The sequence below is a fragment of the Campylobacter suis genome, assembly GCF_905120475.1.
Lineage (GTDB): Bacteria > Campylobacterota > Campylobacteria > Campylobacterales > Campylobacteraceae > Campylobacter_A > Campylobacter_A suis.
The window spans coordinates 1-25,970 of record NZ_CAJHOE010000005.1; the positions used below are offsets into that span (position 1 = coordinate 1).

Consider the following 25,970-nt stretch of genomic DNA (forward strand, 5'->3'; position numbering starts at 1 on the left):
ATCACTTAACTAAACAAAATGTTCAAATAGCTAGAACAACTAATCAAGTAACTGCTGAGGTTGATGCTATGGCTAAAGAGATAGTTGAGGATGTAAGGAAGAAGAGGTTTTAAAGTTATTAGTGGCTAGCTTGCTAGCCACTTTTTAAAAGCAAAACTACTTTGATAGTTTAGAAATTTCATCTTCTATCATACGAAATTTTAGCCAGCCACTTTGGCGTTTTGCTCCAAGACTTTCGTAAAATTTAATACTAGGCTCATTCCAGTCAAGACACTCCCACTCAAGTCTCCCAAAACCCTCTTTTTCGCAAATTTTAGCAAGCTCTTTTATAAGTGCTAGCCCTGTGCCACGACCGCGAAATTCAGGCTTTATATATAGATCTTCAAGATAAATTCCAGCCCTTCCTAAAAATGTGGAAAATGAGTGAAAATAGATAGCATACCCCACTACTTCGCCCTTTTCATCACATGCTACAAGGGCTTGTGCAAGCCTTTTTTCAAACAAATGCTCACTAAAAACTACCTCATCTATACAAACCTCGTTTGCCATTTTTTCATACTCTGCAAGCTCGTTTATAAGCGAGATGATCGCATGTGTGTCTGATTTTACTGCTTGTCGTATTATCATTTTTGTCCTTTTATATGATTTTTGCTTTGGCGCTTAGGGTTTGGATTTTAAGTTCATAAATTTTTGTTATCTTTAAGCTTTCTTTTATAGCGTCGTCAAAATGTTTCATGTATTGTGGTGTATATTTTTGGCTTAAGATTTTAAGTGCATAAATTTTTCGCTCATCATCGCTCACTTCATACGCTTTTGTCTTTGCAATGGCGCTTTTGTACTCTGTCGTAAAGATACTTGATACTTTGCCTTGTTCTAAGATGCTATCGATTTGCTCTTTGCTAAACTTTGGCACCTTAATATCTATGACGCAAACCAATTCAACATCTTTACCATCCTGAAATAGACTAGCTTTGCTACCGCCTTTTGCACCGTGCAAAAAAATGCTATCCTTGTCTCTTACGATAGAAATCGGCACAGAAAAAATTTCACCTCCATCTATGCATGAAACCACGGCATACTGTGCGCTATCTATGATATGCAAAGCTTCATCTTGACTAAGCTCTCTATCTTTTCTACGCATTTTAATCCTTTTAGGAGTGTAAATGTTTGATGTATTGTAGCTTTTGTTGGGTTAAAAAAATTTAAAAAGGGGAGAGTTCCCCTTTTTGCTTATAAATCGACATCTACGCCTTGTTTTATCTCAATAATTATGCTAGTGTCATTAGAATTTGTGTATATATCATAGCCATCAGCCGTGCTTTGCCCTTTTTTCCAGCCACTATCTTTAAAATCAACCTTATCGCCCTCATCTCCTGTGATTTTTAACTTGTTATTCTCATCGGTTAGAGCTACGACATCGGTTAAGTTTATATTTATCGTTGTAGAGTTGCCACCTGATACATCTACTTCTTCGATATTCTTAGAGTGCTCGGCTACTTTATCAAGATTTATCGTGCCCTTATCTGAAGCCATAAGCTTATCATGACCACTTCCACCATCAATAAGCTCATCATTTTCATCATAAAGTATGCTATCATCACCATCTCCACCAAATAAGCGATCTATGCCAGCTTTGGCATCGATATACTCATCTTTTTCGCTACCATTTATCGTATTTGCATTATCATCAGCTGCTAACGGGTCTGTGGTTTTTGCACTTTGTGCTGAGGTGTCAGAAGATTCGTATACAAATGACTTTGTTTTATCATCAAATGTAGCATTTTCAGGTATACTAGATACATCTAATGTTTCATCAAATACATTGCTCAGATTCATAGCAGAAGATTTTTGTCCAAATGTAACTTTGCTTCCATCGCTATCAATAAGCCCTACGCTTATCTCTTTATCGCCCGTAAGCCTATCATATTGAGCGCTTGGAACGCCTATTAAAATTTCAACACTATGTAGTCCGCTTGACATATCTATGCCAAATTTTGTTAGATCGACAGTGTAGGTGTCTGACCCAAATGGCTTTGATGCATAGTTTGTAACATATGTGTCATCTATTTTTACAACTATAACTGAGTCCGTGACAGAGGCTTTTACATATAAAGTGTTGCTACCATTTTCTACATTTATATGTCCCTTCATAACAAAAGCTTTATCTACTATTAAGCCTTCAGATTCTCCGGCGTTTTTAACATCTTGGTCATAAACTACCCTTGCGTCACTAAATTTATTACCACTTAAATCAGATGATGGGCTTATATGTTTAGAATCTATAACTCTTTGTATCGCTCTAATCCCGCCTTTATCAACATATTCGCCGTATTCTGCATCTATATTAATGCCACTAATATTAGCCAAATGCTCGCCTGAAAGCTTATACACATAAGATGAGCTACTAAAGCCAAGCTGTGAAGGCTCTACTTTTATGGTTTTGGTAGTTTTTTGAGTAATCACTTCCGTGCTATTTGTATTTCCAGCCATATCAGTTGCTGTGGCTGAAATTTTACCTGCATTTGGTGCTGTTTTACCATAGTCAATAGTGATCTTATATGAGCCATCAGTTTGCATTATCGGTTTTGAGATGATGGCATTTGGGTTTGCCTCATCTTTAAGCACGATAGATAAAGCTTCTTTTTCTTGCGGATTTATGGTTACGACTTTTGTATAGTTGCCGTTTATATCTTTGCTAGACTGCTCTGCTTCAAGCTCAAAATCAACTTTTGTATCTACATTTACGCTATATGCATTAGAAATTTCACTCATAACTCCACCAACAAAAGCGGTAGCCGTAAATTTATGCAAGCCATCACTTAAAGCGCTACTTGGGGTAAATACAAATTTGCCATCACTACTAGCCTGTGTAGAGCCGATAATAGTGCCGTTATCATAGATATTAACCACAGAATTTGCATCCGCTGTGCCTTTTATACTAGGAGTATTGTCGTTTGTTAGACCGCCATCTCTTAGCACCTGGCTGTTTTCAACGCCTCCAGCAACATCATCGCTAACTTCTGTGATGATCGGCGCAGATAGCCCTTGCACATCGATACTTGCCGTATCTATATCGTGTTTTATAAACTGGTTTGAGCCAGTATATGTAATATCTGTCGTAGCGGACTTACCTGGCTCAACTGGCGCATCTATCTCAAAGAAAAATGGTTTTCCTCTTCCACCAGGTATAGCAGGAACGATTTGTGTTTTTACAATGCCATCTTTTTCATATGAAATTTCTGCAAATGAAATTTGTAAAGCCGTTTCTTTGGTATCGCCACCTTTTATGCTTATGCTTGCGGTTTGAATCTCATCGCCATCTATCTTAAATGAAACATCTACTTTATCGCCTACATTTGCTACTACTGGTAAAGTAATAGTCGCCTTTGTCGTTCTTAGGTCACTACCATCAGATAAATTTTTAGCTATGCTCAATACTCCATTATCATCAGCATTGTTGTAAGCCACATGAACTTCAACGATATCTTTCATTATCTGGTGTTCGACCTTGGCTTCTCTTTTTTCATCTCCGCCAAGCCCGATTAATTCAACCTTAACCTGCGTAGTGTATCCGCCACCAACAACAGGCGCTGAGTCATCGCGAGAGTGTGTAGGAATTTCTTTTACATCTAGCGACACAAAGCCATCTTTCACAGCTACATTTTCTACAATGCCAACTTTACCAGTATCTGTCGTTTCTGTAAAACTAAATGTATTATCTGCATTTTTTACAACCTTAACTTCAACAGGAATTTTTACACCTTTAAAGTTATCATCTATTAAAATTTTAATCACATCACCAGTTACCATATTTTGTGGTAGTTTTATCCTGGCTGTTGCGTTATTTATATCGCCATCACTTGCAGCTTGTTCTTTTGTGGCGCCGCCATTTTGCCAGTCACGGCTAGTGATCTCATGCTCTCCTTCAAAGATAGAAACAGAAATTTTATCCAGCTTTTCAAGCGTTATCCGCCCTATATGCTCTTTTGTCTGCACACCATCAGCCGAAGACTCCTGCCTTGTTAGTATGTTATCTTTATTTCCTCCCTCTTCATAAGTGATGGTTGGAGCTGTCAATAAAGCAAGGGCTGTGTCTTTATCTGAACCAACATTTCCAGCTGTATCAGTGGCAGTTGCGCTAACTTCTGTGCCAGCTTTTGTAGCGGCATCACCAAGCTTTATAACCTGTTCGCCATCAGAATTTTTTGATGACTCTTTTGGTAAATTTTTATCGGTATTTGATCTATCTTTTACCCAGATACCGTTATTGTTAGTATATGTTGCTTCATGAATTTTTCCACTCTCGTCTGTATATGAAATTTTTAATGTCTTTGCATCTGTGTCACTTGGGAGTTTTACATCTACGCTACCATCGCGATTTGACTCTACATCAACTGTTGGAGCAGTTGTATCAAATGTAGCTGTATCGGTTCCTTTTTGACTTTCATTACCAACCTTATCTTGATAATAAGCAGTCGCTTTTGCGGTTTGTTCATCGGCTATTTTTAAATTTTCAATAGGAACAAATTTTTTATCTGTGGTAATTTCATTTTGAGTTTCGTTATAGACTCTATATTTGTTACCTTCTTTATCGGTAAAGCTTGCATTTTCATATGTTAGTTCGATTTGTGTTTGTAAGCCATCAGTGACACTAACATCAATAAACAACTTATCGCCATTTTCAATCTCTTTAGGCACCGAAACAACTAAAAGCCTGCTATTTGTCGCATCTTCATGCTCAGTTTTGTTTATCGTGCCATCGTTATTTATATCGGCAGCAAAATTTAGCGTTGGTTGCAGGCTTTCAAATTTATTTACAAAACCTTCTATTGTTTCAGGATTATTTTCTTCAACCCAATCTTCTTCTATACCTTCTTCGATTACTTCTGGTTCGTTCTCATTTATCCAATCTTGACTTATACCCTCTTCTATTGTTTCAGGATCTGGTTGAGGTGAAACATCTGTTTCACCAGTGCCACTTTCAGTGTCACTACCAGTTCCTATAGGTTGTATAGGTGTTGCGGACACAAAGCCATTATTGCCCAAATCTCTACCATCTGCATATACATTTGATTCACTGCCACCTTGCGCAAAGTAGCTCTCATTTAACATAGCAGTACCTTCGCCGCCACCAGCAGTTGCAACACCGCCTGCCGCTGTCTCTTCTAGTTGGGTTAAATCCTCTCCTGCCAAGATCGCCTTTTGAAGTTCTGCCAGCTCTGAAGTAATGCTATCATCACCAAAGCTAACATTGCTTGAGCTGCTTTGATCTATCGTCATAATATCGTTTTGATCCAATGCTATGCTTTCGCCATTATCCATTGATAATATAGCCTTTGCACCCGAATGCGTTTTTACAACTTCGCCTAAAAACAATGCATCTCCAGCCATTAAAACTCTTTGCTTCCCTGTAGAGTCTATGGCTATAACGCCTCCTGTCACCTCTTTTACTATACCTACTTGTGGTGCCATATTTCATCCTTGTTTTTAAATTATGCAAGGGTTATATCAAAACAAAAAAGGACTGTCTATTGTACTTGGGTACAATATAAAAACTTCGTATTTTTGGGATTTTCTTAAAATTTTATACGAAAATTGATAAGATATTTAAATACTTTATGAACAAAAAATAAGACTAGCTGATACAACGAAAAAACTGAAAATATATAAAATAAAATTAATAAAGCAAAGAAAAAGTGGTGACCCATACGAGACTCGAACTCGTGTTACCGCCGTGAAAGGGCGATGTCCTAACCGCTAGACGAATGGGCCAACATTGAAAGTTGAAATGGGATTATACAAAATACTTACTTAAATTTTGTTTAAAAAGACAATGTTAAAATACTTTTGCTATAATCATCAAAATTTAAAAGGAAATATTTTGAAAAAATATCTATTTTTACTAGCCGCCATATTATTTGCTGGCTGTGTAGCAAACACAGCTCCGCAAAGCTCTAAAAGCTATCAAGTTACCATTGTATCTGCGATGATTAAGATAAATGATGTTGGCTTTTTGCATGAGTATAAAAATAGTATAAACCTGCAAATTTACAGCTCTGGCATCAACAGTGCAAATATAAAAGTAAGTGATAAAATTTGCGTAAACAAGGTATGTTTTAGCAAAAAAGAGTTTAATGAGAAATTTTTCAAAAATGTACATTATGATGAAATTTTTGCCGATATTATCACAAAAAAGCCAATTTATGAAGGTAAAAATTTGAAAAAAACAGAGTGTGGTTTTAGCCAAATTTTAAATAACGGCTCACTAAAATATGAAATTTGCTCTAACGAAACGAAATTTCAAGATACGAAAAATAATGTTAAGATTATCATAAGGGAGCTTAAATGAGATATATTGGTGCACATGTAAGCGCAGCTGGCGGTGTTTCAAATGCCCCCATAAATGCCAAAAATATCGGAGCAAATGCCTTTGCACTTTTTGTAAAAAACCAGCGTCAATGGAATGCAAAACCACTAGAACAAATCGAGATAAACGCTTTTAAGAAAAACTGTGAAATAGCAAACATAAAGCCAGAGCACATTTTGCCTCACGATAGCTATCTTATAAATTTAGGTCATTTTGACACTCAAAAACGCGAACAAAGCCTAAATGCCTTTATGGACGAGATAGAGCGAGTTAAGGCTCTTGGATTAAGGCTTTTAAATTTTCACCCAGGTTCACATTTAAAAGAGATAAGCGAAACTCAGTGCCTTGATAATATCGCAGAGTGCATAAATATAGCCCTTAAAAACAGTAAAAATATTAAATTAATAATAGAAAATACCGCAGGGTAAGGCTCAAATTTAGGCTATAAATTTGAGCATTTAGCATACTTAATCGAAAAAACATACGATAAATCCAGAATCGGCGTTTGCCTTGATACCTGCCATATGTTTGCCGCGGGATATGATATATCAACTCAAAAATCCTATGAAAAAACGATGGATGAATTTGATGAGATCGTAGGCTTTAACTATCTTTGTGCAATGCACCTAAATGATGCCAAATTTGGCGTTGGCTCAAAAAAAGATCGGCATGAAAGTATAGGAAAAGGATACATTGGGATCAAGGGCTTTGAATGCATTATAAAAGATAGGCGCATAGGCGATATACCGCTCATTCTTGAAACTATAGATGAGAGTATATGGGTTAAAGAGATAGAGCTTTTACACTCATTTGAAAGCTGAATTTTATCATTTTGGGATATTTTTGAAAAATTTTACAGCCTTAAAAGTATTTAAAAGCTAAAATTAGCTAAACTTAAAGCTCTTAGTTTTGCGAATTTTTAACGCAAAACACCTAAATTTATACAAAAAGGATAAAAATATGGTTAAAAAGCTTGGACTGAGCTTAGTTTTAGCAAGTACGCTAGTTTATGGCGCGGGATATAAAATTCCAGAGCAAAGCTCTGATTCGTTAGGGCTTTTAGCAAGCAATGTGGCGTGGAGCTTTGGTGCCGATGCGGCATATTTTAACCCCGCAAATATGATGTTTTTAGATCCTCGCCACCACTTTGAACAAAATGTGGGTTGGTTTCATATAAGTGAAGTTGACTTTAAAGCCGATGATGGCAAAACATACACTTCAAATAACTTTGACTCTCTAGCAACAACATTTAACTTTGTATCACCAGAGTACTATGCTAACTGGCGTTTTGGTCTAGCTCTTGCTGTGCCTGCTGCGCTTGGTATGGCTTGGGATGACCTAAAAGCAGCTTTTACGGCTAAGCGCTTTAAGCTTCAAGTTGTTGAGCTCAACCCAACACTAGCATACCGTATCACTGACGGTTTGGCTGTTGCGGCTGGTGTTAGGGGTGTTTATAGTAAAGGTAGAGTAGCAAGTGACTTTGGCCCAAGAGGTCAGCGCGACCTAACTGGAGACAGCATAGACTTTGGTTATAATGTTGCACTAACTTATAGACCGATAGAAAATTTATCATTTTCAGCTACATATCGCTCAAAGGTAGATCTGACTGTTAAGGGTGATGCTAAGTCAAATTTTATAGACAAACGAGCAAATTACAACGGCAAAGTTAGAGTAGAGATACCGCTACCTGCGCAACTTGTCTTAGCAGCAGCATACAACTACCAAGACTTTACACTTTTGCTAGCTTATGAGCGAACATATTGGTCAAAATTTAAAGGCTATGACTTTGAATATCCAGATGGAAAATACAAGTCAAATCAACTCTTTATTGGTTTAATGGACAATCCAAGTGAGAGAAAATACAAAGACAACAACACATATCGCCTAGGCTTAGCATATAAAGCAACTCAAAAGCTAAGACTCATGGCTGGTTTTACATATGATGAAGATGTTTCAGATTCTAAAAATACTGGCTTTGAGCTACCAAACACAACATCTCGCGCATACTCGCTTGGCTTAAACTATAATGTTACAGATGACCTTGAGCTAGGACTTGGCTATGTTTATCAAGATAGGAGCTCAAAAAGAGCCGAGGGTATACCTGTCGAGATTGGAAAAACTGTTTCAGGCGAATTTAAAAGCACAAATATACAAATCGTAGGCGTAGGCTTAAAGTATAAATTTTAATTTTAGGTGAAAAAATGGGATACAAATATCAAAACTTATATCAAAATTTAGCTGATGTAGCTATAACTAGACCAAAGTCGGTAGCACTTTATGAGGAGAGTTCAAAGACAACTTATATAGAGCTAAAACAAAAAGTAGATGCAGTGGCTGGCTATCTGCAAGGTTGTGGTGTGCATTTTGGCGATAAAGTTGCGATGTTTGTGCAAAACTCAAGTGAGTTTATCATCAGCTACCTAGCCATCACTACATTAGGCGGCGTAGCTGTACCTATAAATACCTTTTTAAAATTTGAAGAGCTTGCCTACATACTAAGCGACTGTAAAGCAAAAATTCTCATCGCATCAAGCCCTTTGTCAAAGGAGCTAAAAAAGGTTGATGAGCTAGCTCTGGAGCGCATTATATGGATCGGTAAAAATCAACGCGTTAAACCAAAACAAACACAAAATGAGCAAGATGAGTACGGAGAAAGCTTATATCTTGATGGTGCGGCAAATATGTCTTGCGAAAAAGATGTTAGCTTTGATGACGCTTTAGCGTGTCAAAGATCGGTTGAAATTTTAAAACAACCAACACTAAACGATCTTGTGCACATCATATACACCTCTGGTACAACAGGCAAGCCAAAAGGTGCCATGATAACATATAAAAATATAATATCAAATTTGCACGGAACTACAAGTAGATTTTGCGTAAGAAAGAGTGATAGATTTTTGGTATTTTTACCGATGTTTCATAGCTTTACACTAACTGCGATGGTTCTTTTGCCTCTTTATAATGGCGCTTCTAGTATTTTAATAAAATCTGTTTTTCCATTTTCAAATGTTTTAAAACAAGCTTTGTTAAAAAGAGCAACTGTATTTTTAGGGATCCCATCTATTTATACGGCTATAGCAAAGGCAAAAATTCCTTGGTATTTTCGCTGGTTTAATAAGATTAGAATTTTTGTTAGCGGTGCCGCGCCACTTGCACAACAAACTATTGATGACTTTAAGGTAAAATTCCCACGAGCAAAGCTCATAGAAGGATATGGGCTTAGCGAATGCTCTCCGATAGTCTCAGCAAATTTATTTGAAAAGCAAAAACTTTTAAGTGTAGGACTTCCTCTTGATGGATATGAGGTAAAGATAGTTGATGATGAAATGGTGGAAGTTGAAACTGGCGAGATAGGCGAGATAATCGTCAAAGGCGACTGCGTTATGCAAGGATACCTTGGTATAAAAGATGATACGACGATTATAAATGGCTGGCTAAGGACTGGAGACTTGGCAAAAGTTGATGAAGATGGTTTTATATTTATAGTAGATAGAAAAAAAGATCTTATAATTTCAAAAGGTATAAATATATATCCTCGCGAGATAGAAGAGGTTATTTACAAACTAGAAAGCGTTGAAGCATGTGCTGTTATAGGTGTAAGAGATGAGCATGCTGATGAGGAAGTTGTGGCGTTTATACAGCCAAAAGATGATGTTGAGCTAAACGAAAAGAGCGTAAGAACCTACCTAAAGTCACACCTTGCAAACTATAAGCTTCCAAAAACTATACATATAGTCACAGAGCTTCCTAGAAATGCGACTGGCAAGGTCTTAAAACGCGTTTTAAAAGAGCAAATTTCAAAAGAGGAAATAGCTGTCAGTGAAACATCTGTTTGAGTTTTTAAACACAGAGACATCGGCTAGCAAAGTAGATACTCTTATAAGTTGCACCAAAAATGAGCGTGAAATTTTAAAAACGCTTACCAAAAACTACATACAAGGTAGTTCTAGTGTGGTTGTTTATGAGCTTTTTGCTCAACTTTATGATACAAGCAAAAATGAGCATTTAAGCCACTTAGATGATATAAAATCACTATATGATAAGGGTTGGATAACTCAAAGTTTTGGTTTTTTCAAAGAGCAAAAAGCAAATTTTGCCCTACTTTCACTTTTGCACTCTGAAATTTCATTAAGCAATAGTTTTTTAAAACTGCTTGAAGTTGGCTCGCTAAGCCTTGAACTGCCTGAAATTTCAGCCTATAGCGACCATCTTGGCTACTTAAAAGATCAATTTTTACGCATAGAACTTTATGAAAAAAGGTCACTTTTTTCAGGCTCATCAAAAGCAAAAAAACATATAAATGAACAAATTTTAGAATGCGAAACTCATATTAAAAAATGTCTTGAATTAAGTAAAATAAATCTAAAAATAGAGCAAATTTTTAAAGAAAATGGTCTAAATGAAAAAGAGCAGATACTCTTTCTAGCGCTTTTAAAGCAAGAATATATCGTCGGCGAGCAAATGGGTGCTGAGCTATCAAGCCTGCTTGCATTGATAGGAGACGATGAATTTGAAAGGGCAAGTGCTAAAAATTTGCTTGATGAGAGCTCAAAGCTCGTTGAAAACGGGCTTATAGAATATGATGAGATATTAAATGCATTTGGCAATATAACTCAAAGTTTTTTTATACAAGATGAAATTTTGCAAGAGATAATGCACCCACAAAGCACCAAAACCGACAAGAAACTAAAGCTAGAAAATATCGTAAAAGAGCAAGAAATTTTTGAACTTATAGAGCCGACTACAAACATAAATGATGTTGTGTTAAACGAACAGACAAAAGAGCTGTTAGAGTCTATATTAAAGCAGGTTGATAAAAAGGTTTTAGCGCGACTAAATAGTTGGGGAGTTAAGTCTCGCAAAGGAATTGATGCAAAGATTATATTTTATGGTGAGGCTGGGACTGGAAAAACCATGAGTGCTGTAAGCCTAGCAAAAAGCCTAAAAAAGCAGGTTCTTAGCTTTGACTGCTCAAAAATTTTAAGCAAATATGTGGGCGAGAGTGAACAAAATGTTAGGAAAATTTTTGACAGCTATAAAGAAATTTGCAAAAAGACGAAGTCTGAACCAGTTTTACTTTTAAATGAAGCAGATCAGTTTTTAAGCACAAGAGTTAGCGGTGGAAATAATATTGACAAAATGCACAATCAAATGCAAAATATATTCTTAGAGCAGATTGAGCGTTTTGAAGGTGTATTAATCGCTACTACAAACTTCCTAGAAAGCCTTGATAGTGCTTTTTCGCGCAGGTTTGATTATAAGATCGAATTTAAAAAGCCAGACTTTAAAGCCAGACTTGCTATCTGGAGAAAAATTTTACCAGAAAATGCCAGTTTTGAAGATGGTTTTGATGTTGCAAAACTAGCAGAATATAGCTTAAGTGGCGCACAGATTGTGTTGGTATTAAAAAATACCGCACTAAAAGTTGCAACAAAAGATGATGGAATTTTTTGCTTTGAAGACTTTAAGGCAGCCATTGAGCGTGAGCTAAGCTCGGCATTTGGCGAAGAAAAAAGAGTTGGGCTTTTAAGATAGGCAAGCTTTAGAGCTTTTTCGTATCATTTTTGGTTTTTAAAAATTTAAATCTTAAAATTTGTCATTTTACCAACCCCAAAAAGATCTAAAACCGCTCCTAAAAACGGCTTTAGACTATAAGCTATCTGCTGGAGTTGGTTTGCCTAGCAAGAAGCCTTGTGCATAGTGGATATTAAAGTTTCTTACTTGCTCTAAAATTTCAGGGGAACCAACAAACTCAGCAACGATTTTATAGTTTTGCTTTGAGGCAAAAGTCACTATCGTCTCGACCAAATATCTTGCGTTTTGATCTGTTGGAAGCTTTTTAATGATAGAGCCGTCTATTTTGATATTATCTATATCAAGTTCTAAAATTCGGTAGTAGTTTGAGTATCCAGAGCCAAAATCATCGATAGAAATTTTGCTTCCATACCCCTTAATATGCTTAATAAACGAAGCGATAACATCATAGTCCCCTATCTCCTCGCTCTCTAAAATTTCAAAACAAATACGACTTGCGTCTGAGCAAAGTTGTAGTTTTTCATCCAAAAACTCGCGCACAGACTGATCTATGATATCAATACCAGAAAGATTGACAGAGAAAGTGTAGTCTGGATAGCGCTCAACCAAGGCAAATGCATGCTCTATGACTTTTTTAGTTATTTGCGTATAAAGCTGTGCTTGCAGGGCAACATCCAAAAACTCCCCAGGATACCGTATCTTGCCACTTTGATCGATGATACGCACTAAAATTTCATAATAAGTCGCTTTTTCTCCTGGCTTAGCAACATCAAAGATACCCTGACATTCGACTATAACGGTGTTGTTTTCTATCGCATACTCAATAAGATGTGTAATGGACTGGTTTTTGTGATACCTTAGCTCAATAGCATCATTTTCTTGATACTCATAAAGCTCGTTACCAAGGCTTTTTGCATGCTCTTTGGCAAGTATGGCTTGAACAAGACGGTTAGTTTGTGGAGTATCAAAAGACAAACTAACACCGATGATAGTCTTTAAGCCAGGTAGTGTTTCACTCTTTCCATCAACTTCGATTTGCATCTGTGAAAAACCAAAATAATCTTGTATATAGCCTATATCCTCACCTAAACGATCACCGTTATACCAAAGATAAAACTCATCATCTTGAAAGCGATAAAGCTCAGCATTTATCTCAGATGTTTGCACGCATAACTTTAGGGTATTTGCAAATGCCAAAAGCATCGCATCAACAACCCTTGTCTGGTAAAAAAATCGCAAATTATCAAAATTTTTAATACCTATACTAATTATAACCCCATCTTTTTGCTCTTCTAGCGTCTCACCCATCGCAAAGTAGTTGCCAAAACCAGTAAGTTTGTCTATACTAGACTGTGCCTTTAACTGCTCGTTTTTTAGCTCAAGCTCTCTAACGATATTTGTCTCTTTGGTTTTGTCCATTTTAATGCCTATAAAACCAAGATGTTTTTGTTCAAACACAAAAGGTACAAAACGCACACTCTCATATATATATTTGCCACTTTTGCTACGGCTTATAAGCTCGTCGCTGCTAAATTCTTTTGCATATTTCACAGCATCTTGTATCTTTTTGTAAAAGCCTTCGCTATGTAGGTTTGACTTTAAAATTCCAGGATTTTTACCTATAAGCTCATCTCTATCATACCCACTAACTCTTTCAAATGTCTTATTTGTGTATGAGATTAAATTTTGCTTATCCGTAAACATGATGGAGCTAAAGCCCTCATTTACGGCTGTTTTATAAAGCTCAAGGTCTATTTGCATCTTTCTTGAAGCAACCAAAAGCCAAGATACAAGAGCTGCCAAAATGAATAATAATACTAAAGAGATAAGACCATAAATTTTAAGCTTATTTATCTCTTGAGCATAATGTTTTGTATAAATTTCATTTAGCTCTTTAAATTTAGATTTTAGATTTATCCTAGTGTTTTGCTCGGCTATATCAGTCATCTTGATAATTGAACTAAGTACGAAATTTAGCTTTGCGAGCAACTCGCTTGAGATAACATTATTTTGCTCAAAAAGCTTTATGCTAAGCATTTGTATCTCATTTTCCATATCGTTTATGTCTTCAAGCGTGGCAAATTTTGAGTTTTTGATACGCATCATTATCGATCTTATCTCTTTTTGATACTCGCTAACACTCTCAAGCTCAATCTCACTTTGCCTTAGTATGGTTATAGCGCCCGCGTTTATGTAGTTAAAACGCTCGATTAAAAGAGCCTTTTCATTAAATGCCTTAATGAGCTCTTTCATCAAATTTTCATCAAAAATTTTACCGCTTATACTAAACAAGCCAAACTCTAGTTCCTCTAAAACATTGTTGATATTATCGTAGTTTTTAAGCACAAGTTTATTTAAAAAATACTCATCTATATCCTGATTTTTAAGCTGTAGATTTACTATCGTATCCTCTATGTATTGGTTGTTTTTCATCTGCTCATTTAGATAAAGCATTCTAGTCACCATAAAAAATAGCACTAAAACACACAAGAATATGAGAAATTTGATATTTTTGCTTTTCATTTTAGTATCCTTGGGCGCTCACCACTTAGGCTCATTAGAAATTTATAAAGCTTATCAAGCTCATCTTGGCTTAGCGACCTTGCTAGCTGTATCTTTGCAACCCTTTCTATCACATCTTTTAGCAAAACTATGCTTCCATCGTGCAAGTATGGGGCTGTTCTGCCGATATTTCTAAGAGGTGGAACTCTAAAAAGCTCACTTTTTATATCTTGACCCTCATCTGATGTCATGTGTCTATGAAAGTCTGTTTGATGTCTTAAATTTGCTCCTAGATTAACACCATTATGGCAAGCAGAGCAGCCTATTTTATTAAAAATTTCAAACCCCTCTTTTTGCTCATCGCTCAGTGCATTTTTATTGCCCAGTAAATATCTATCAAAAGGCGAGTCAGCAGTATATACAGCCTTTATAAAGTGCTCAAGCACATCAACTATGTTATTGGTATTTATACTATCATCATAAATTTCTTTAAAAGCCGCACGATAATCACTGGTTTTATTTAAAGCACTTATTATCAGATCTTCGCTTGAGCCTAGCTGTTTATAAGATAGTAGGGCTATTTGTATCTGATCTTTTAAGCTTCTGATGTTTCCGCTTATAGTGTAAAGATAGTTATGTGCAGCGTTGATAATAGATGGTGGATTTATCGCATTTTCATGAACCTTTGTTCTTACCGTTCCGCTAAAATCCCAATAAAGATTATGGCAGCTCTCGCACGAAACAGTGCCATTTGGGCTAATGCGCTTGTCAAAGAAAATTCTCTTACCAAGCTGAGCCTTACTCTCATCATATTTTAACCCAAGCGAAGGCACAAATAGCTCATCACTAAGCGCAAACACCGCAAAAAAAAGTATCAAGATTATCTTACGCATCTACTCTCCAAAAAAAGGATATTATACCCTAAAAGACAAAAAGGCTCATTAAAGAATTTATCTCTTCTTCTATCTGCTCGCCAAATTCCATCTTCATAAACAGCTTTTTTATCTCGTTTTTATCGGGTTTTAAGCCATTTATCTCAAGATGCCAACAGACATTTTCCAAAGCCTCATCTTTTGTGCGAATAGCAACTCTTTTTTCGCTTAAATTTTGTTTTTTGTAGCTTATATCATTTGCTTTTAGCCACTCTTCTAGCGAACTTGCACTGCTTCCACTTTGTGGCGTTACTCCAAAGTGTGTAAAAAACGGCTCAAGCAAGCTTGAGCGTCTTGTTGCAGCAAAATTTAGATAAATTTTTTGTTTTGCACAGGAGTTAAATTTGATAAAATTTTCTTTACTTTTTATCGCTGGACTCATCGTACAAAGGGCTATGTCGTAGTATTTTTCTAAATTTGCTTCATCAAATGTAGCACAGCTTGTGCTTAGGTTTTTTACATTAAATTTTTGTGCATCCTCTTTTAAAATCTCAAGCATGCCAAAAGAGCTATCTATGCCTAAAATTTCAGTGCACGTTTTTGCGATATAAAGCGTATAAACACCGGTGCCACAACCCACATCGACAACGCTTTTTTCACTAAAACTAACATCCCAGCTGTCTAAAATCTCAAACACCCTACCACCAAATTCTGTCAAAAAGCCATCAAATCTTGGATATTTATTTGACTTCTTATCCCAAAGATGCGCCCTACTCGCACTCACCACAAACCCCCTTTACAACGACACTTTTTATATTTTTTACATTTTTTAGTTTTGGCACTTCGATACTTGTTACCTTATGGCAAACATCACAGACAAAATACGCTTTCGCACCACTTCCAAGCTCGTAGAAATTTTTATGATTATTCTCAGTTTTTACGACTATTGCGTGCTGCTCAAAAAGCTCCATATTACGATAAAATGTCGTCTTGTTCGCATCTAATTGACTTAAAATTTCATCATACGCAAGCGGCACATTTGTTTTGCTTAGTATCTCAATAATCTTTACACGAAGTGGAGTCGCTTGTATTTGATGTTCTTTTAAAAAATTTTCTATGTCCATCATTTAACCTTTTTGTATATAATATCTTGAAAATACTAAAATTTGCATTATTTTTTATCTTTTTGATTTAAGTTGCAACTTAGTTGCATTTTGCTAAACTTTCTCAAAATTTTTTAAGGAGAAATGATGAAAAAAATCTTTATGTTGCTATGCATTAGCGCAGTTGCAATCTTTGCTAAGCCGCAAGTTAGCGTATCTATAATCCCGACAAAATACTTTGTTGAGCAAATAGCTGCAGATACAGTTGATGTAAATGTCATGGTAGGAGCGGGTGCCGATCCGCACACTTATGAGCCAAAACCAAAACAGATGACAGAGCTAGAAAAAAGCGAAATTTACTTTGCTGTTGGTATAGAATTTGAAGATGTTTGGCTAGAAAAATTTAAACAAAACTATCCAAAAATGCGAGTTGTGCCTACACAAGAGGGTGTTGAGCTTATAAAAATGGTTGAGCACGGACACTCACACGATGGTCATGCTCACGGTCCACACTGCGACCATCATCATGGCGAATTTGACCCGCATATTTGGCTAGATCCAGTGATAGTAAAAACTCAAGCTGCAAATATAGCAAAAGCACTGTCTGAAAAATACCCAGCAAACAAAGAGCTTTATGCAAAAAATTTAGCTAAATTTGAGGCAAATCTTGACGCGCTTGATAAAGAGATAGCACAAAAACTTAGCGGTATGAAAAATAGAAAATTTATGGTATATCATCCATCTTGGGGCTATTTTGCAAAACGCTATAATTTAGAGCAAATAGCCATCGAGGCTGGTGGAAAAGAGCCAAAGCCAGCACAACTTGCTGAGCTTATAGATGAAGCAAAAGAGCATGATATAAAAGTTGTTTTCGTAGCTCCAAATTTTAGCAAAAAAGCAGCACAAACCATCGCCGCTCAAGCTGGTGCACAAGTCGTTGAAGTCGATCAACTTCCATTAAAATGGGAAGAGAGCATGAGACAAATGACGGAAATTTTGGCAAAAAGTAACTAAATTTGAGAATTTTTAGAGTCTTAGTCTTTGTATTTTTACTCGCTCAAAGTGCATTTTCATGTGCACTTTGCGCACTTTACTCACCAACAGCACATGTTAGTGTAAGCCTTAGTAAAAACCAAAATAGGCTTGATAGCATTACTTTTATATGGGTTTTTTCTGAAAATTTTACTCAGCTTATGTTGCAAAGCTATGATGTAAATGCCAACAATGAGCTTGATGAAAATGAGCTAAAAGTCGTACGAAGCAACCTGCTTGACTATCTTGTACCAAACGAATATCTTACAAATTTAGCCTACTACTACGACAAAGAGCAAGAGCAAAAGATAAATTTAAAAAGTAAGGATTATGAGCTATTTATCCAAGATAACAGACTAAAATTTAAAATCATTTTTGCACTTGATATAGAGTTAAAAAATTCGCTCGTTCTTAGCATGGAGAGCTTTGATAAAGGCGGCTTTTTTAACTTTATGTTTGAAAATTCAAAAGCACACGATCTTGGAGATGATATATACTTTACTCAAAACTCAAACGCAAATATAGCATTTTTAGAGCTTTCAACAAAAGATGTGGCAATAGAATTTGATAAAAAGCCAGCCTTAAAAGATCTATTAAAAACACCAGATCAAATAAGCAAGGCTGATACTTACGCGCAAATAGACGCGCTTGATACGCAAAAATTTGATGCTATCACAAAGGCAAGTCTAGGCTTTTTAGACCGCATAAAAGAGCTTATGAAAAGTGATAAAAACTCGGTAAAAACACTGTTTTTCATAGCATTTTTCTCATTTATATATGGCTTTACGCACGCAGCTGGTCCAGGGCATGCCAAAAGTCTTACTGGCTCGTTTTTTGCCGTAAATGGTGGAAATGCGATGGATGCTTTAAATTTTGCTATGAAAGTTGGCTTTTTGCATGTTTTTGGCTCATTTATACTCGTTTGCGTTAGTTTTTTTGCACTTAGCAACATCAGCGAAACAACAAAACAAGCAAGCCAAATAACAAGTATAGCTTGTGGTGTTTTAATCGTTTTTATATCACTTTTTTTACTTTATAAAAATTTAAAACCACAAAAAAAGACGCAAAATATAAAATGGAGCACACACGAAAGTGGCTGTTCTTGCTCGGCGTGCAAGGCTTTAGAAATTAGCAAAAATGGCAAAAGTGAGCTTGGAGTGACACTAGCTGCAAGTCTTATACCATGTCCTGGTGTGATTATGGTTTTTTTGCTGGCTTTTGAGCTAAAGGGCTATGTAAGTGCGGCTATTAGTGCTATCTTTATGGCGCTTGGTATGAGTGTTGTGATATTTACCGCCGCAATAATTGGCGCAAAAATAAATCAAAAACTACTCAATAAACAAATTTTTAAAACGCTTCAGATCATAGCCCTAGCCTTCATGTGCGCACTTGGAGTCATGATGATACTAAATGCAAAGGGCGGTGTGCTGTGAGCGAAATTAAGATACAAAATTTAAGCTTTGGCTATGACAGTCAAGTTGTTTTAAAAGATATAAACTTAAGCTTTAGTACGAGCGATTTTTTAGCTATCATAGGACCAAATGGTGGAGGCAAAAGTACACTTTTAAAACTCATGCTCGGACTTTTAACTCCAACTAGTGGAAGTGTTGAAATTTTTGGAAAAGAGCCAAGTCAAATGAGTGCACAAATCGGCTATGTCCCACAAAGTTTCACGCTAAATCCAAGCTTTCCATTACGGGTTTTAGATGTCGTCTTAATGGGTCTTATAGAAAAGAAAATTTTTGGTTTTTATACAAACAAACAAAAAGAGCAAGCTATAAACGCTCTTAAAAAAGTCGATATGCAAAATTTTAAAAATGCCAAAATAACCGAACTTAGCGGCGGTCAAAGGCAAAGAGTGTACATCGCAAGGGCATTGGTAAGCCAGGCAAAAGTGCTTATGCTTGACGAGCCAACAGCTAGCATAGATACAAAAACGCAAGCTGAAATTTACACTTTACTAAAGCGCATAAATGACAGCGGAGTTGCCATAGTTTTAGTAAGTCACGACGCAAATATCGCACTAAGCTTTGCCAATAAAGTCGCCTATGTAAGTACAAATTTACACCTGCATGAGCTAAAAGCTGATCAGAATAGACAAGACTTTATCTACCATCTAGCAACTAATCATAACCACTTTTGCGATGTTGAGCTTGCTTTAAAAGAGTGTGGCTGTGCGTAAGAAATTTTGTAAAAAGGGCAAAAATGCTTGAGATTTTAAGACTAGAGTTTATGCAAAATGCTGTTATATCAGGGATTTTGATAAGCATAGCGTGCGGAGTTATCGGCTCGCTTGTAGTTGTAAATCGCATGGGCTTTATCGCTGGCGGTATCGCACACGGAGCTTATGGTGGTATCGGTATAGCCTTTTTTTTCTCACTTGAGCCTTTGCTTGGGGCTAGTGTTTTTTCACTACTCCTTGCCTTGCTTATCGCATTTATTACGCTAAAAGATAGAGCAAAATCAGATGCGGTTATAGGCGCGATCTGGGCATTTGGTATGGCAATAGGCATCATCTTAATAGACCTTACACCAGGATATAATGTTGATCTTATGAGCTATCTTTTTGGCTCCATTCTAACGGTAAGCAAAAGTGATATAAATTTTATGATAGCCCTAAATTTAGGCTTTATAATCATCATCTCACTTTTTTACAGACAACTTGTAGCCATAAGTTTTGATATGGAATTTGCAAAACTTCGTGGGGTAAAGACTGAAATTTTTTACTACTTACTTGTTTGTATGATGGCGCTTTGTGTGGTTGCCACGATACGAGTTGTAGGGCTTATTATGGTTATCGCACTACTAAATTTACCGCCCATAATCGCCAGTCGCTTCTCAGGCTCACTTGGAGCTATGATGGCGCTGTCTGCACTACTTTCAACGATATTTTGCATGTGCGGGCTTGTGCTTAGCTACTACTTTAACTTAACAAGTGGCGCTAGCATCATCTTAGTAGCTTCTATTTGCTTCTTTGCTTTTTGTTTTAAAGGACGATAATAAATACGCCCCAAGCTCACTTATTAAAACTCCACATATAATCATCGCTGCACCAAAAATTTGCCATAAAGTTAATATCTCTGCACCAAAATAATACCCAACAAACCCAGCAGATACGGGCTCAAGCGAGAAAAATAGTGCTGCTTTTGTAGCCGTAGTGTATCGCTGCATAGCCGTTTGTAAAAAATAGCAAAATATCGTTCCAAAAACAACAGTGATAACTATCGCCCTAAAAAACGGCTCATCAAGTACTGGAATGACACCATTTTCAAATACAAATGCACACCCAAATGAGATAATAGCAATGACAAAAAATACAGTGCAAACAAGCGTATAAAGCTCACATTTGACAACAAAATGTCCATTTAAGACTGTATAAAGCGCGTAAAACACGGCACAAAGTAGAGCAAAAAGCTCGCCAAATCCAAGCCCAAGCTTAGCGTCACTTAAAAACCATAACCCAAATATGGCAACAAATGCTCCAACTATCGCAAAAACACTCACGCCTTGCCTAAAGCATGCTGCCGCTATAAATGGGACCATAACACACTCAAGCCCAGTTATAAAGGCTACAGTCGAGCTATAAGTAAGCTTTAGTGCAAAAGTTTGAAAAGCAAACGAACTAAATAGCACGACGCCTAAAACAACGCCGTATTTAACTGAGTTTATATCAAATTTTTTAGCCAGCTTTAGTGCGACTAAACTCATAAAAATTCCACTTAGAAAGAAACGCCAAAACAACATGACAAAAACGCCATTTGTTTTTAGCGCCTCCCCCATAGGCAAAAATGTAATACCCCAAACAAGCGCGACAACGATAAGGGCAAGATCTGCTTTGGTTTGTAGGGTCATTTACTGCAAAATACCCTTTAATATATCAGCACCTTTACCCATCACACCATCACGAAGCGCCTGCTCTTTTTGCCTCATAACCTCAAAAAGACCCTCTAATGTCTTTCGTGAAATGTAACCATTTAAATCCTCGTCATCGTTTGGCAAGACATCTTTTACACCAAAATTTGCAGCTACATTTTTTATATTTTTTGCCATTTCGCCTTTTAAAATCTCACTATCTTTGACATAGGAATTTAGCGTATTATAGGCATTTGCAAAGCTATTTTTACTCATCATATCTGAGATGATTGGCTTAAAAACAGCATCTAGCCTAGAGCTAGCATTTTTTTGCATATACTGCGTAACAGAGCCCTTAGAGTCTTGAAATAAACTTTTTAGCTCATCTTCTCGCATATTTTTTACCACATCAGCAATAACCACACTAGCTCCACTAACTGCTTTTGTGGCACTTTGGTTGATAGCTTTTGCCATCTCATTTGCATACTTTTCACCACCCACGCTTTTGGCAAGTGCTGCTGCTGTTTTTAGTGCTGGTGGAAGCTCAATTTTAGCGACTGAGTTATTTAAAAAACCATTTTTGCTAAGCTCATTTACAGAGGCCTCAAGCGCCTTCGTAACGATACTTTTATAATCTCCAGGACTTACCCCATTAGAGACATCTTTTGCCGTATTTATGGCACTATTTAGATCAAATGCTTGTGAATTTAAAGCCGCTAAAACAGCACAAAATATAAGAGTTTTTTTCATTTTTTATCCTTTTTAAAAAGTTCAAATTTTAGCCAAAAGCAATTAATAAGTGCTTAATGCGGAAAATTTTGTTAAAATACACACTTTTAAAGGAGAAAAATGCTACTTTTAATAGCCCTTGCCCTTGCCATGGATAGCGTAGCTTTAAGTCTTGCAAACGGCGCAAACTGCCAAAATTTAGCCTTTAAAAGCGTTGCTAAGATGGCTTTTATATTTGCGTTTTTTCAAGCAGTTATGCCATTTTTAGGTTATATTTTGGGACTTAGTTTTGTCGATTTTATCAAGCAAGTTGATCACTTTATAGCTTTTATCATCTTGGTATTTTTGGGCTTAAAAATGATAAAAGACAGCCGTGCAAGCCAAGATGAATCGTGCCTTTTTGATAGTCTTAAAATTTCAGTTTTAATAGCTGGAGCATTTGCTACAAGTATCGATGCTTTGGCGGTTGGCGTTACTTTTGCCTTTGATGATATAGCTATTTTAAATGCCTGTTTTATTATCGGGGTAGTTTGTTTTATTCTTTGTATTTTGGGCTTTTATCTTGGCAAATTTGCGGGGAAATTTTTACAAAACAAAGCCCTGGTTTTGGGTGGAGTTATACTTATCTTGCTTGGGGTTAAAATTTTAGCCCAACACCTTAGCGATCATGGTTTTAGTAGCTAAATTTCTATCTCGATACCAACAGGGCAGTGATCACTTCCCATTATATCAGGCAAAATAAAGGCATCTTTTAGATGCTCTTTTAAGCTAGCTGATATGAAAAAATAATCAATCCTCCAGCCAACATTTTTTGCCCTTGCATTAAAGCGGTAGCTCCACCACGAGTAAGCATCACTCTTATCGCCATTAATGTAGCGAAATGTGTCTATAAAACCACTTTGTATGACTCTATCTATCCACTCACGCTCGATAGGTAAAAAGCCAGAAGTTTTAGAATTTGCCTTTGGGTTTTTTAAATCTATCTCTTTGTGGGCAGTATTAACATCGCCGCAAAATATCACATCCTTGCCACTTGCAGTAAGCTCATTTATGTATTTTAAAAAATTTTCATAAAACTTCATCTTATATTCTAACCGCTCATCATCCTTTTGCCCATTTGGAAAATAGATATTAAAAAGTACCACATTGCCAAATCTATGCTCTAAAACTCGCCCTTCATTATCGTCAAAAAAGACAGATTTTTGCGTATGCATATCAATTTTACTCAAACTCATCACACCAGAATACCCAGCTCTCTCGCCTGAATTTACGCTAATATCAGCAAAACCGAGCTTATACATCTGATTTGGCACATCAGCATCTTTAACCTTTATCTCTTGCAAACAAACAAAATCCGCACCAAAATTTTCAAGCCAAGCAAATCCATCCTTTGCAACCACGGCTCGAAGTCCATTTACATTCCAGCTAATTAGTTTCAAATTTTATCCTTTTTATTTTTGTCTGCTATAATAGCGTATAAATTTTAAAAAGGCAAAGCGTGAGAAATCAACCAAGATATAAATTCTTTAAAAACTGGGGCTATGCGATGGCTGGATTTAGGGATATTTTTAAAAACGAGAGTAGTTTTAGGATTGAGCTATATACTTTTTTACTTGGTTTTTGCTTGCTTTTTGTCTTAAATTTTGGGTTGTTAATAAATTTATTTTTGATTTTTTCTATGATTTTAGTTTTAGTTTGCGAGTGTATAAACTCAGCTATAGAGCGAGTAGTCGATCTAGCAAGCCCAGACTTACACCCTTTAGCTGGTGCGGTAAAAGATGCAGCAAGTACTGGTGTAATGTTTTGCAATATCCTCTGCGCAACACTTTGGATATATGCTATACTTGTAAAATTTGGTGCGTTATGAGTGAGAGAGAAAGGCTGATTTTTGCTGCTCTTCTTGGCGAAAAAAAGCTTGAAATTTTGGAGTTTTTGCTACAAAATAGTGATGAAAATGGCTTTGTAAGCACTACCGTAAATGAAATTTGCACAAAGCTAAATGTCAGCAAGCCAACCACTATAAACACACTAAAGCTTCTTGAAAGTAAGAAAATTTTTGAAAGAGTAAAAAACGGAATTTATCGTTTCCGAATGTAAAATTTAGGTAAAAAGCTGAAAAAACTTTAAATAAATTTAAAATAAAATATGTTAAAATGTTACTCAAACTTCACAAATTTGAGGAAAAAATGTTCGAGCACTTCCTGCCCGCCTTCTTGCTAACTGTTTTTTTAAGCATTATTTTAAATGTTATTCTTAAAAAATATGAGATCCCAACCATCATCGGCTACATCATAACAGGAACTGTAATCTCTGAATTTTTTAATCTAAAAAGTAGCGACTCACTCGTACATATCGCAGAATTTGGTATAGTATTTTTGATGTTTACGATAGGTCTTGAGTTTAGTTTCAAACATCTTTTAAAGATGAAAAATGAGGTCTTTGTAAATGGAAGCTTGCAAGTTTTTATCTCAGGTGCTTTGCTTGCTGTTTTTGTCTACTATACGCTTAACTTAGAGACAGATAATGCCGTTATAGTAGGGCTTGCACTCGCTCTTTCATCAACAGCAATAGTGCTTAAAATTTTAAATGATAGCGGCGACATCACGCAAAGATACGGTAGGAAGTCGCTTGGAATTTTGATATTTCAAGATATTGCGGTAATCCCTATACTTATCATGGTTGATATGCTAAGCTCATCTCAAACTTCGTTAAACGAACTGCTTTTACGCACTTTCCTTGGTGCGCTCTTGCTTATCATCATGCTTTATATAGTTGGAAAATACCTAGTAAACTGGCTTTTTAATAAAGTTATCCAAACAAACTCGCAAGAAATTTTTATCGCCACAGTCTTTTTTATGGTTGTTGGCTCAAGCGCACTTGCAAATGCCCTTGGGTTTTCATTCTCACTAGGTGCATTTTTGGCAGGAATGATGATAGCAGAAACCGAACATAAACATAAAATAGAAGCCGACCTCATCCCATTTCGCGACATTTTACTTGGCATATTTTTTATCAGTATCGGCATGCAAATTAATATACCAGTCATTGCATCAAACATCTTTATCATACTTTTCATCGGCATTTGTGCGATGCTTACCAAGGCGATTGTTATATTTTGCATACTTCGTACATATCAGACTCTAAGGGTCTCATTTAAAACAGCTGTTACTATAGCACAGATAGGAGAATTTGCGTTAGCTGTCTTTGGGCTTATGACAACTCGTGGTTTACTAGACCCTAAAACATCACAAATTCTAATCGCCTCATGTGTTATATCTATGTTTTTAACCCCTTTTATACTTAAAAAGTTAAATTTTGTAGCCGATAAAATAGAAAAAGAGATAATCATCGAGCCAGAACAAACAATAAAACAGCAAAAAATTTCAAACCATATCGTTATCTTTGGCTATGGAAACCTAGGACAAGAAATAGTCTTGCAAGTTAAGGCTAGACACCTGCCGTACCTTGTTATAGAGAGCGATTTGGGGCTAGTTGAGCTTGGCAGAAGTCGCGGCGAAAATGTATTTTTAGGAAATGCCTTTCAAGATCATACTTTTGAATACGCCTGCGTAAGAAGTGCAGCTGCCGTAATAATAGCTGTTTCAAACGAACAAAAACTTGAGCTTATCACAAAAACTGTTTCAGGATATACAGAGAGAATTCAAACCGTCATGATGATAAGCGAACAAGAGCGTCGCGAGAAAATGTTTGATGATTTGGGGCAAAATTTCTACTTTGTTAAGCAAGAAAAGGCGCTTGGCGAAATAATGGTAAGGCGAGCACTTGAGTGTCAAATAGGCACAACAAAGCACCACTTTACTAAAGTCACCGATGATGAAGTGGTAAAAGCAAATTTCTTAAGGTCGTTTGATTAGAGTTTTGCATATTTTTGTAGAAATTTTAGGTAGCTAGTAAATTTTATAAAAACTTTATTTTTAAATTTTATAGCGCTTAAATAGATGTTTTATTGTGTAAGTT

The 25,970-nt window shown here is 36.3% G+C and carries 21 protein-coding genes, 1 tRNA gene and 2 pseudogenes; 13 read left to right on the top strand and 11 right to left on the bottom strand.

The features are described from left to right. Positions 1-156: 156 nt before the first annotated feature. The 4 genes from LQV35_RS07820 to LQV35_RS07835 all read right to left on the bottom strand — a co-directional run bounded on the left by LQV35_RS07820 (position 157) and on the right by LQV35_RS07835 (position 5,772). The gene (locus LQV35_RS07820) at positions 157-627 is read right to left on the bottom strand and encodes a GNAT family N-acetyltransferase (RefSeq protein WP_230057322.1); all 471 of its coding nucleotides are present in this window, start codon (positions 625-627) and stop codon (positions 157-159) included. 10 nt (positions 628-637) lie between these two features. Next, the gene (locus LQV35_RS07825; protein WP_230057323.1) at positions 638-1,141 is read right to left on the bottom strand and encodes a pyridoxamine 5'-phosphate oxidase family protein; all 504 of its coding nucleotides are present in this window, start codon (positions 1,139-1,141) and stop codon (positions 638-640) included. Between the two features lie 89 nt (positions 1,142-1,230). After that, positions 1,231-5,472 (bottom strand): retention module-containing protein, encoded by a 4,242-nt coding sequence (locus LQV35_RS07830; protein ID WP_230057324.1) that lies wholly within the window; start codon positions 5,470-5,472, stop codon positions 1,231-1,233. 225 nt (positions 5,473-5,697) lie between these two features. After that, positions 5,698-5,772: transfer RNA gene (locus LQV35_RS07835), tRNA-Glu, on the bottom strand. 109 nt (positions 5,773-5,881) lie between these two features. On the opposite strand from LQV35_RS07835, the gene LQV35_RS07840 reads away from it, so the two are divergent. From LQV35_RS07840 to LQV35_RS07860, 5 genes and pseudogenes are all read left to right on the top strand, one after another. Continuing rightward, a complete protein-coding gene (locus LQV35_RS07840; protein ID WP_230057325.1) occupies positions 5,882-6,349 on the top strand; it encodes a hypothetical protein in 468 nt (155 codons plus the stop codon). Next, a pseudogene (gene nfo, locus LQV35_RS07845) lies at positions 6,346-7,188 on the top strand (deoxyribonuclease IV). Before LQV35_RS07840 ends, nfo begins: the two are co-directional and overlap by 4 nt. 139 nt (positions 7,189-7,327) lie before the next feature. Next, the gene (locus LQV35_RS07850; protein ID WP_230057326.1) at positions 7,328-8,554 is read left to right on the top strand and encodes an OmpP1/FadL family transporter; all 1,227 of its coding nucleotides are present in this window, start codon (positions 7,328-7,330) and stop codon (positions 8,552-8,554) included. 14 nt (positions 8,555-8,568) lie between these two features. Then, positions 8,569-10,203 carry a long-chain-fatty-acid--CoA ligase gene (locus tag LQV35_RS07855; protein WP_230057327.1) on the top strand — a complete coding sequence of 545 codons (1,635 nt, stop codon included), beginning with the start codon at positions 8,569-8,571 and terminating at the stop codon, positions 10,201-10,203. Beyond that, positions 10,187-11,902, top strand: coding sequence for an ATP-binding protein (locus LQV35_RS07860; RefSeq protein WP_230057328.1), 1,716 nt, complete (start codon positions 10,187-10,189; stop codon positions 11,900-11,902). The genes LQV35_RS07855 and LQV35_RS07860 overlap by 17 nt, the downstream gene beginning before the upstream one ends. A 114-nt stretch (positions 11,903-12,016) precedes the next feature. Here LQV35_RS07860 and LQV35_RS07865 read toward each other — a convergent pair whose 3' ends face one another. From LQV35_RS07865 to LQV35_RS07880, 4 genes are read right to left on the bottom strand one after another with little or no spacing between them, the layout of a single operon-like run. Continuing rightward, positions 12,017-14,425 (bottom strand): EAL domain-containing protein, encoded by a 2,409-nt coding sequence (locus LQV35_RS07865; protein WP_230057329.1) that lies wholly within the window; start codon positions 14,423-14,425, stop codon positions 12,017-12,019. Further along, entirely contained in the window at positions 14,422-15,297 is an 876-nt protein-coding gene (locus LQV35_RS07870; protein WP_230057330.1) for a cytochrome-c peroxidase, read from the bottom strand. Before LQV35_RS07870 ends, LQV35_RS07865 begins: the two co-directional genes overlap by 4 nt. 28 nt (positions 15,298-15,325) lie before the next feature. Continuing rightward, complete coding sequence (locus LQV35_RS07875; protein WP_230057331.1) at positions 15,326-16,060, bottom strand: class I SAM-dependent methyltransferase; 735 nt, start codon at positions 16,058-16,060, stop codon at positions 15,326-15,328. Further along, on the bottom strand, positions 16,047-16,400 hold the full coding sequence (locus LQV35_RS07880; protein ID WP_230057332.1) for a Fur family transcriptional regulator: 354 nt from the start codon (positions 16,398-16,400) through the stop codon (positions 16,047-16,049). The genes LQV35_RS07875 and LQV35_RS07880 overlap by 14 nt, the downstream gene beginning before the upstream one ends. A 126-nt stretch (positions 16,401-16,526) precedes the next feature. Between LQV35_RS07880 and LQV35_RS07885 the strand changes: the two genes are divergently transcribed. Genes LQV35_RS07885 through LQV35_RS07900 form a run of 4 tightly spaced genes read left to right on the top strand, consistent with a single transcriptional unit; the run spans position 16,527 to position 20,411 of the window. Beyond that, a complete protein-coding gene (locus tag LQV35_RS07885; protein WP_230057333.1) occupies positions 16,527-17,393 on the top strand; it encodes a metal ABC transporter solute-binding protein, Zn/Mn family in 867 nt (288 codons plus the stop codon). A 2-nt stretch (positions 17,394-17,395) separates the two neighbouring features. Beyond that, positions 17,396-18,844: a HoxN/HupN/NixA family nickel/cobalt transporter gene (locus tag LQV35_RS07890; RefSeq protein WP_230057334.1), complete on the top strand. Its 1,449-nt coding sequence runs from the start codon at positions 17,396-17,398 to the stop codon at positions 18,842-18,844. Then, positions 18,841-19,593 carry a metal ABC transporter ATP-binding protein gene (locus LQV35_RS07895; protein ID WP_230057335.1) on the top strand — a complete coding sequence of 251 codons (753 nt, stop codon included), beginning with the start codon at positions 18,841-18,843 and terminating at the stop codon, positions 19,591-19,593. The genes LQV35_RS07890 and LQV35_RS07895 overlap by 4 nt, the downstream gene beginning before the upstream one ends. Positions 19,594-19,616: 23 nt before the next feature. Then, positions 19,617-20,411, top strand: coding sequence for a metal ABC transporter permease (locus tag LQV35_RS07900; RefSeq protein WP_230057336.1), 795 nt, complete (start codon positions 19,617-19,619; stop codon positions 20,409-20,411). On the opposite strand, the gene LQV35_RS07905 is transcribed toward LQV35_RS07900, so the two are convergent. Further along, positions 20,364-21,263, bottom strand: coding sequence for a DMT family transporter (locus tag LQV35_RS07905; protein WP_230057337.1), 900 nt, complete (start codon positions 21,261-21,263; stop codon positions 20,364-20,366). The two genes, LQV35_RS07900 and LQV35_RS07905, sit on opposite strands and share 48 nt — an antisense overlap. Beyond that, positions 21,264-22,013: a DUF4197 family protein gene (locus tag LQV35_RS07910; RefSeq protein WP_230057338.1), complete on the bottom strand. Its 750-nt coding sequence runs from the start codon at positions 22,011-22,013 to the stop codon at positions 21,264-21,266. Between the two features lie 99 nt (positions 22,014-22,112). Between LQV35_RS07910 and LQV35_RS07915 the strand changes: the two genes are divergently transcribed. Then, positions 22,113-22,676, top strand: a complete 564-nt coding sequence (locus tag LQV35_RS07915; protein WP_230057339.1) for a manganese efflux pump MntP — start codon at positions 22,113-22,115, stop codon at positions 22,674-22,676. Here the strand turns inward: LQV35_RS07915 and LQV35_RS07920 are convergent. Next, the gene (locus LQV35_RS07920) at positions 22,673-23,431 is read right to left on the bottom strand and encodes an exodeoxyribonuclease III (RefSeq protein ID WP_230057340.1); all 759 of its coding nucleotides are present in this window, start codon (positions 23,429-23,431) and stop codon (positions 22,673-22,675) included. The genes LQV35_RS07915 and LQV35_RS07920 overlap by 4 nt on opposite strands. Positions 23,432-23,490: 59 nt before the next feature. Here LQV35_RS07920 and LQV35_RS07925 point away from each other — a divergent pair, with 59 nt between their 5' ends. The 3 genes and pseudogenes from LQV35_RS07925 to LQV35_RS07935 all read left to right on the top strand — a co-directional run. Continuing rightward, positions 23,491-23,859: a diacylglycerol kinase gene (locus tag LQV35_RS07925; protein WP_230057341.1), complete on the top strand. Its 369-nt coding sequence runs from the start codon at positions 23,491-23,493 to the stop codon at positions 23,857-23,859. Beyond that, positions 23,856-24,089, top strand: coding sequence for a replication/maintenance protein RepL (locus LQV35_RS07930; RefSeq protein ID WP_230057342.1), 234 nt, complete (start codon positions 23,856-23,858; stop codon positions 24,087-24,089). Before LQV35_RS07925 ends, LQV35_RS07930 begins: the two co-directional genes overlap by 4 nt. A gap of 89 nt (positions 24,090-24,178) precedes the next feature. Continuing rightward, positions 24,179-25,789, top strand: a pseudogene (locus tag LQV35_RS07935) (cation:proton antiporter); the annotation flags it as partial. Positions 25,790-25,970: the final 181 nt, after the last annotated feature.

What these genes read in the sequence shown, in the direction of transcription:
- LQV35_RS07820 (WP_230057322.1), bottom strand. Translation starts at nt 627, where the DNA reads ATGATAATACGACAAGCAGTAAAATCAGACACACATGCGATCATCTCG.
- LQV35_RS07825 (WP_230057323.1), bottom strand. Translation starts at nt 1,141, where the DNA reads ATGCGTAGAAAAGATAGAGAGCTTAGTCAAGATGAAGCTTTGCATATC.
- LQV35_RS07830 (WP_230057324.1), bottom strand. Translation starts at nt 5,472, where the DNA reads ATGGCACCACAAGTAGGTATAGTAAAAGAGGTGACAGGAGGCGTTATA.
- LQV35_RS07850 (WP_230057326.1), top strand. Translation starts at nt 7,328, where the DNA reads ATGGTTAAAAAGCTTGGACTGAGCTTAGTTTTAGCAAGTACGCTAGTT.
- LQV35_RS07855 (WP_230057327.1), top strand. Translation starts at nt 8,569, where the DNA reads ATGGGATACAAATATCAAAACTTATATCAAAATTTAGCTGATGTAGCT.
- LQV35_RS07865 (WP_230057329.1), bottom strand. Translation starts at nt 14,425, where the DNA reads ATGAAAAGCAAAAATATCAAATTTCTCATATTCTTGTGTGTTTTAGTG.
- LQV35_RS07870 (WP_230057330.1), bottom strand. Translation starts at nt 15,297, where the DNA reads ATGCGTAAGATAATCTTGATACTTTTTTTTGCGGTGTTTGCGCTTAGT.
- LQV35_RS07880 (WP_230057332.1), bottom strand. Translation starts at nt 16,400, where the DNA reads ATGGACATAGAAAATTTTTTAAAAGAACATCAAATACAAGCGACTCCA.
- LQV35_RS07885 (WP_230057333.1), top strand. Translation starts at nt 16,527, where the DNA reads ATGAAAAAAATCTTTATGTTGCTATGCATTAGCGCAGTTGCAATCTTT.
- LQV35_RS07900 (WP_230057336.1), top strand. Translation starts at nt 19,617, where the DNA reads ATGCTTGAGATTTTAAGACTAGAGTTTATGCAAAATGCTGTTATATCA.
- LQV35_RS07905 (WP_230057337.1), bottom strand. Translation starts at nt 21,263, where the DNA reads ATGACCCTACAAACCAAAGCAGATCTTGCCCTTATCGTTGTCGCGCTT.
- LQV35_RS07910 (WP_230057338.1), bottom strand. Translation starts at nt 22,013, where the DNA reads ATGAAAAAAACTCTTATATTTTGTGCTGTTTTAGCGGCTTTAAATTCA.
- LQV35_RS07915 (WP_230057339.1), top strand. Translation starts at nt 22,113, where the DNA reads ATGCTACTTTTAATAGCCCTTGCCCTTGCCATGGATAGCGTAGCTTTA.
- LQV35_RS07930 (WP_230057342.1), top strand. Translation starts at nt 23,856, where the DNA reads ATGAGTGAGAGAGAAAGGCTGATTTTTGCTGCTCTTCTTGGCGAAAAA.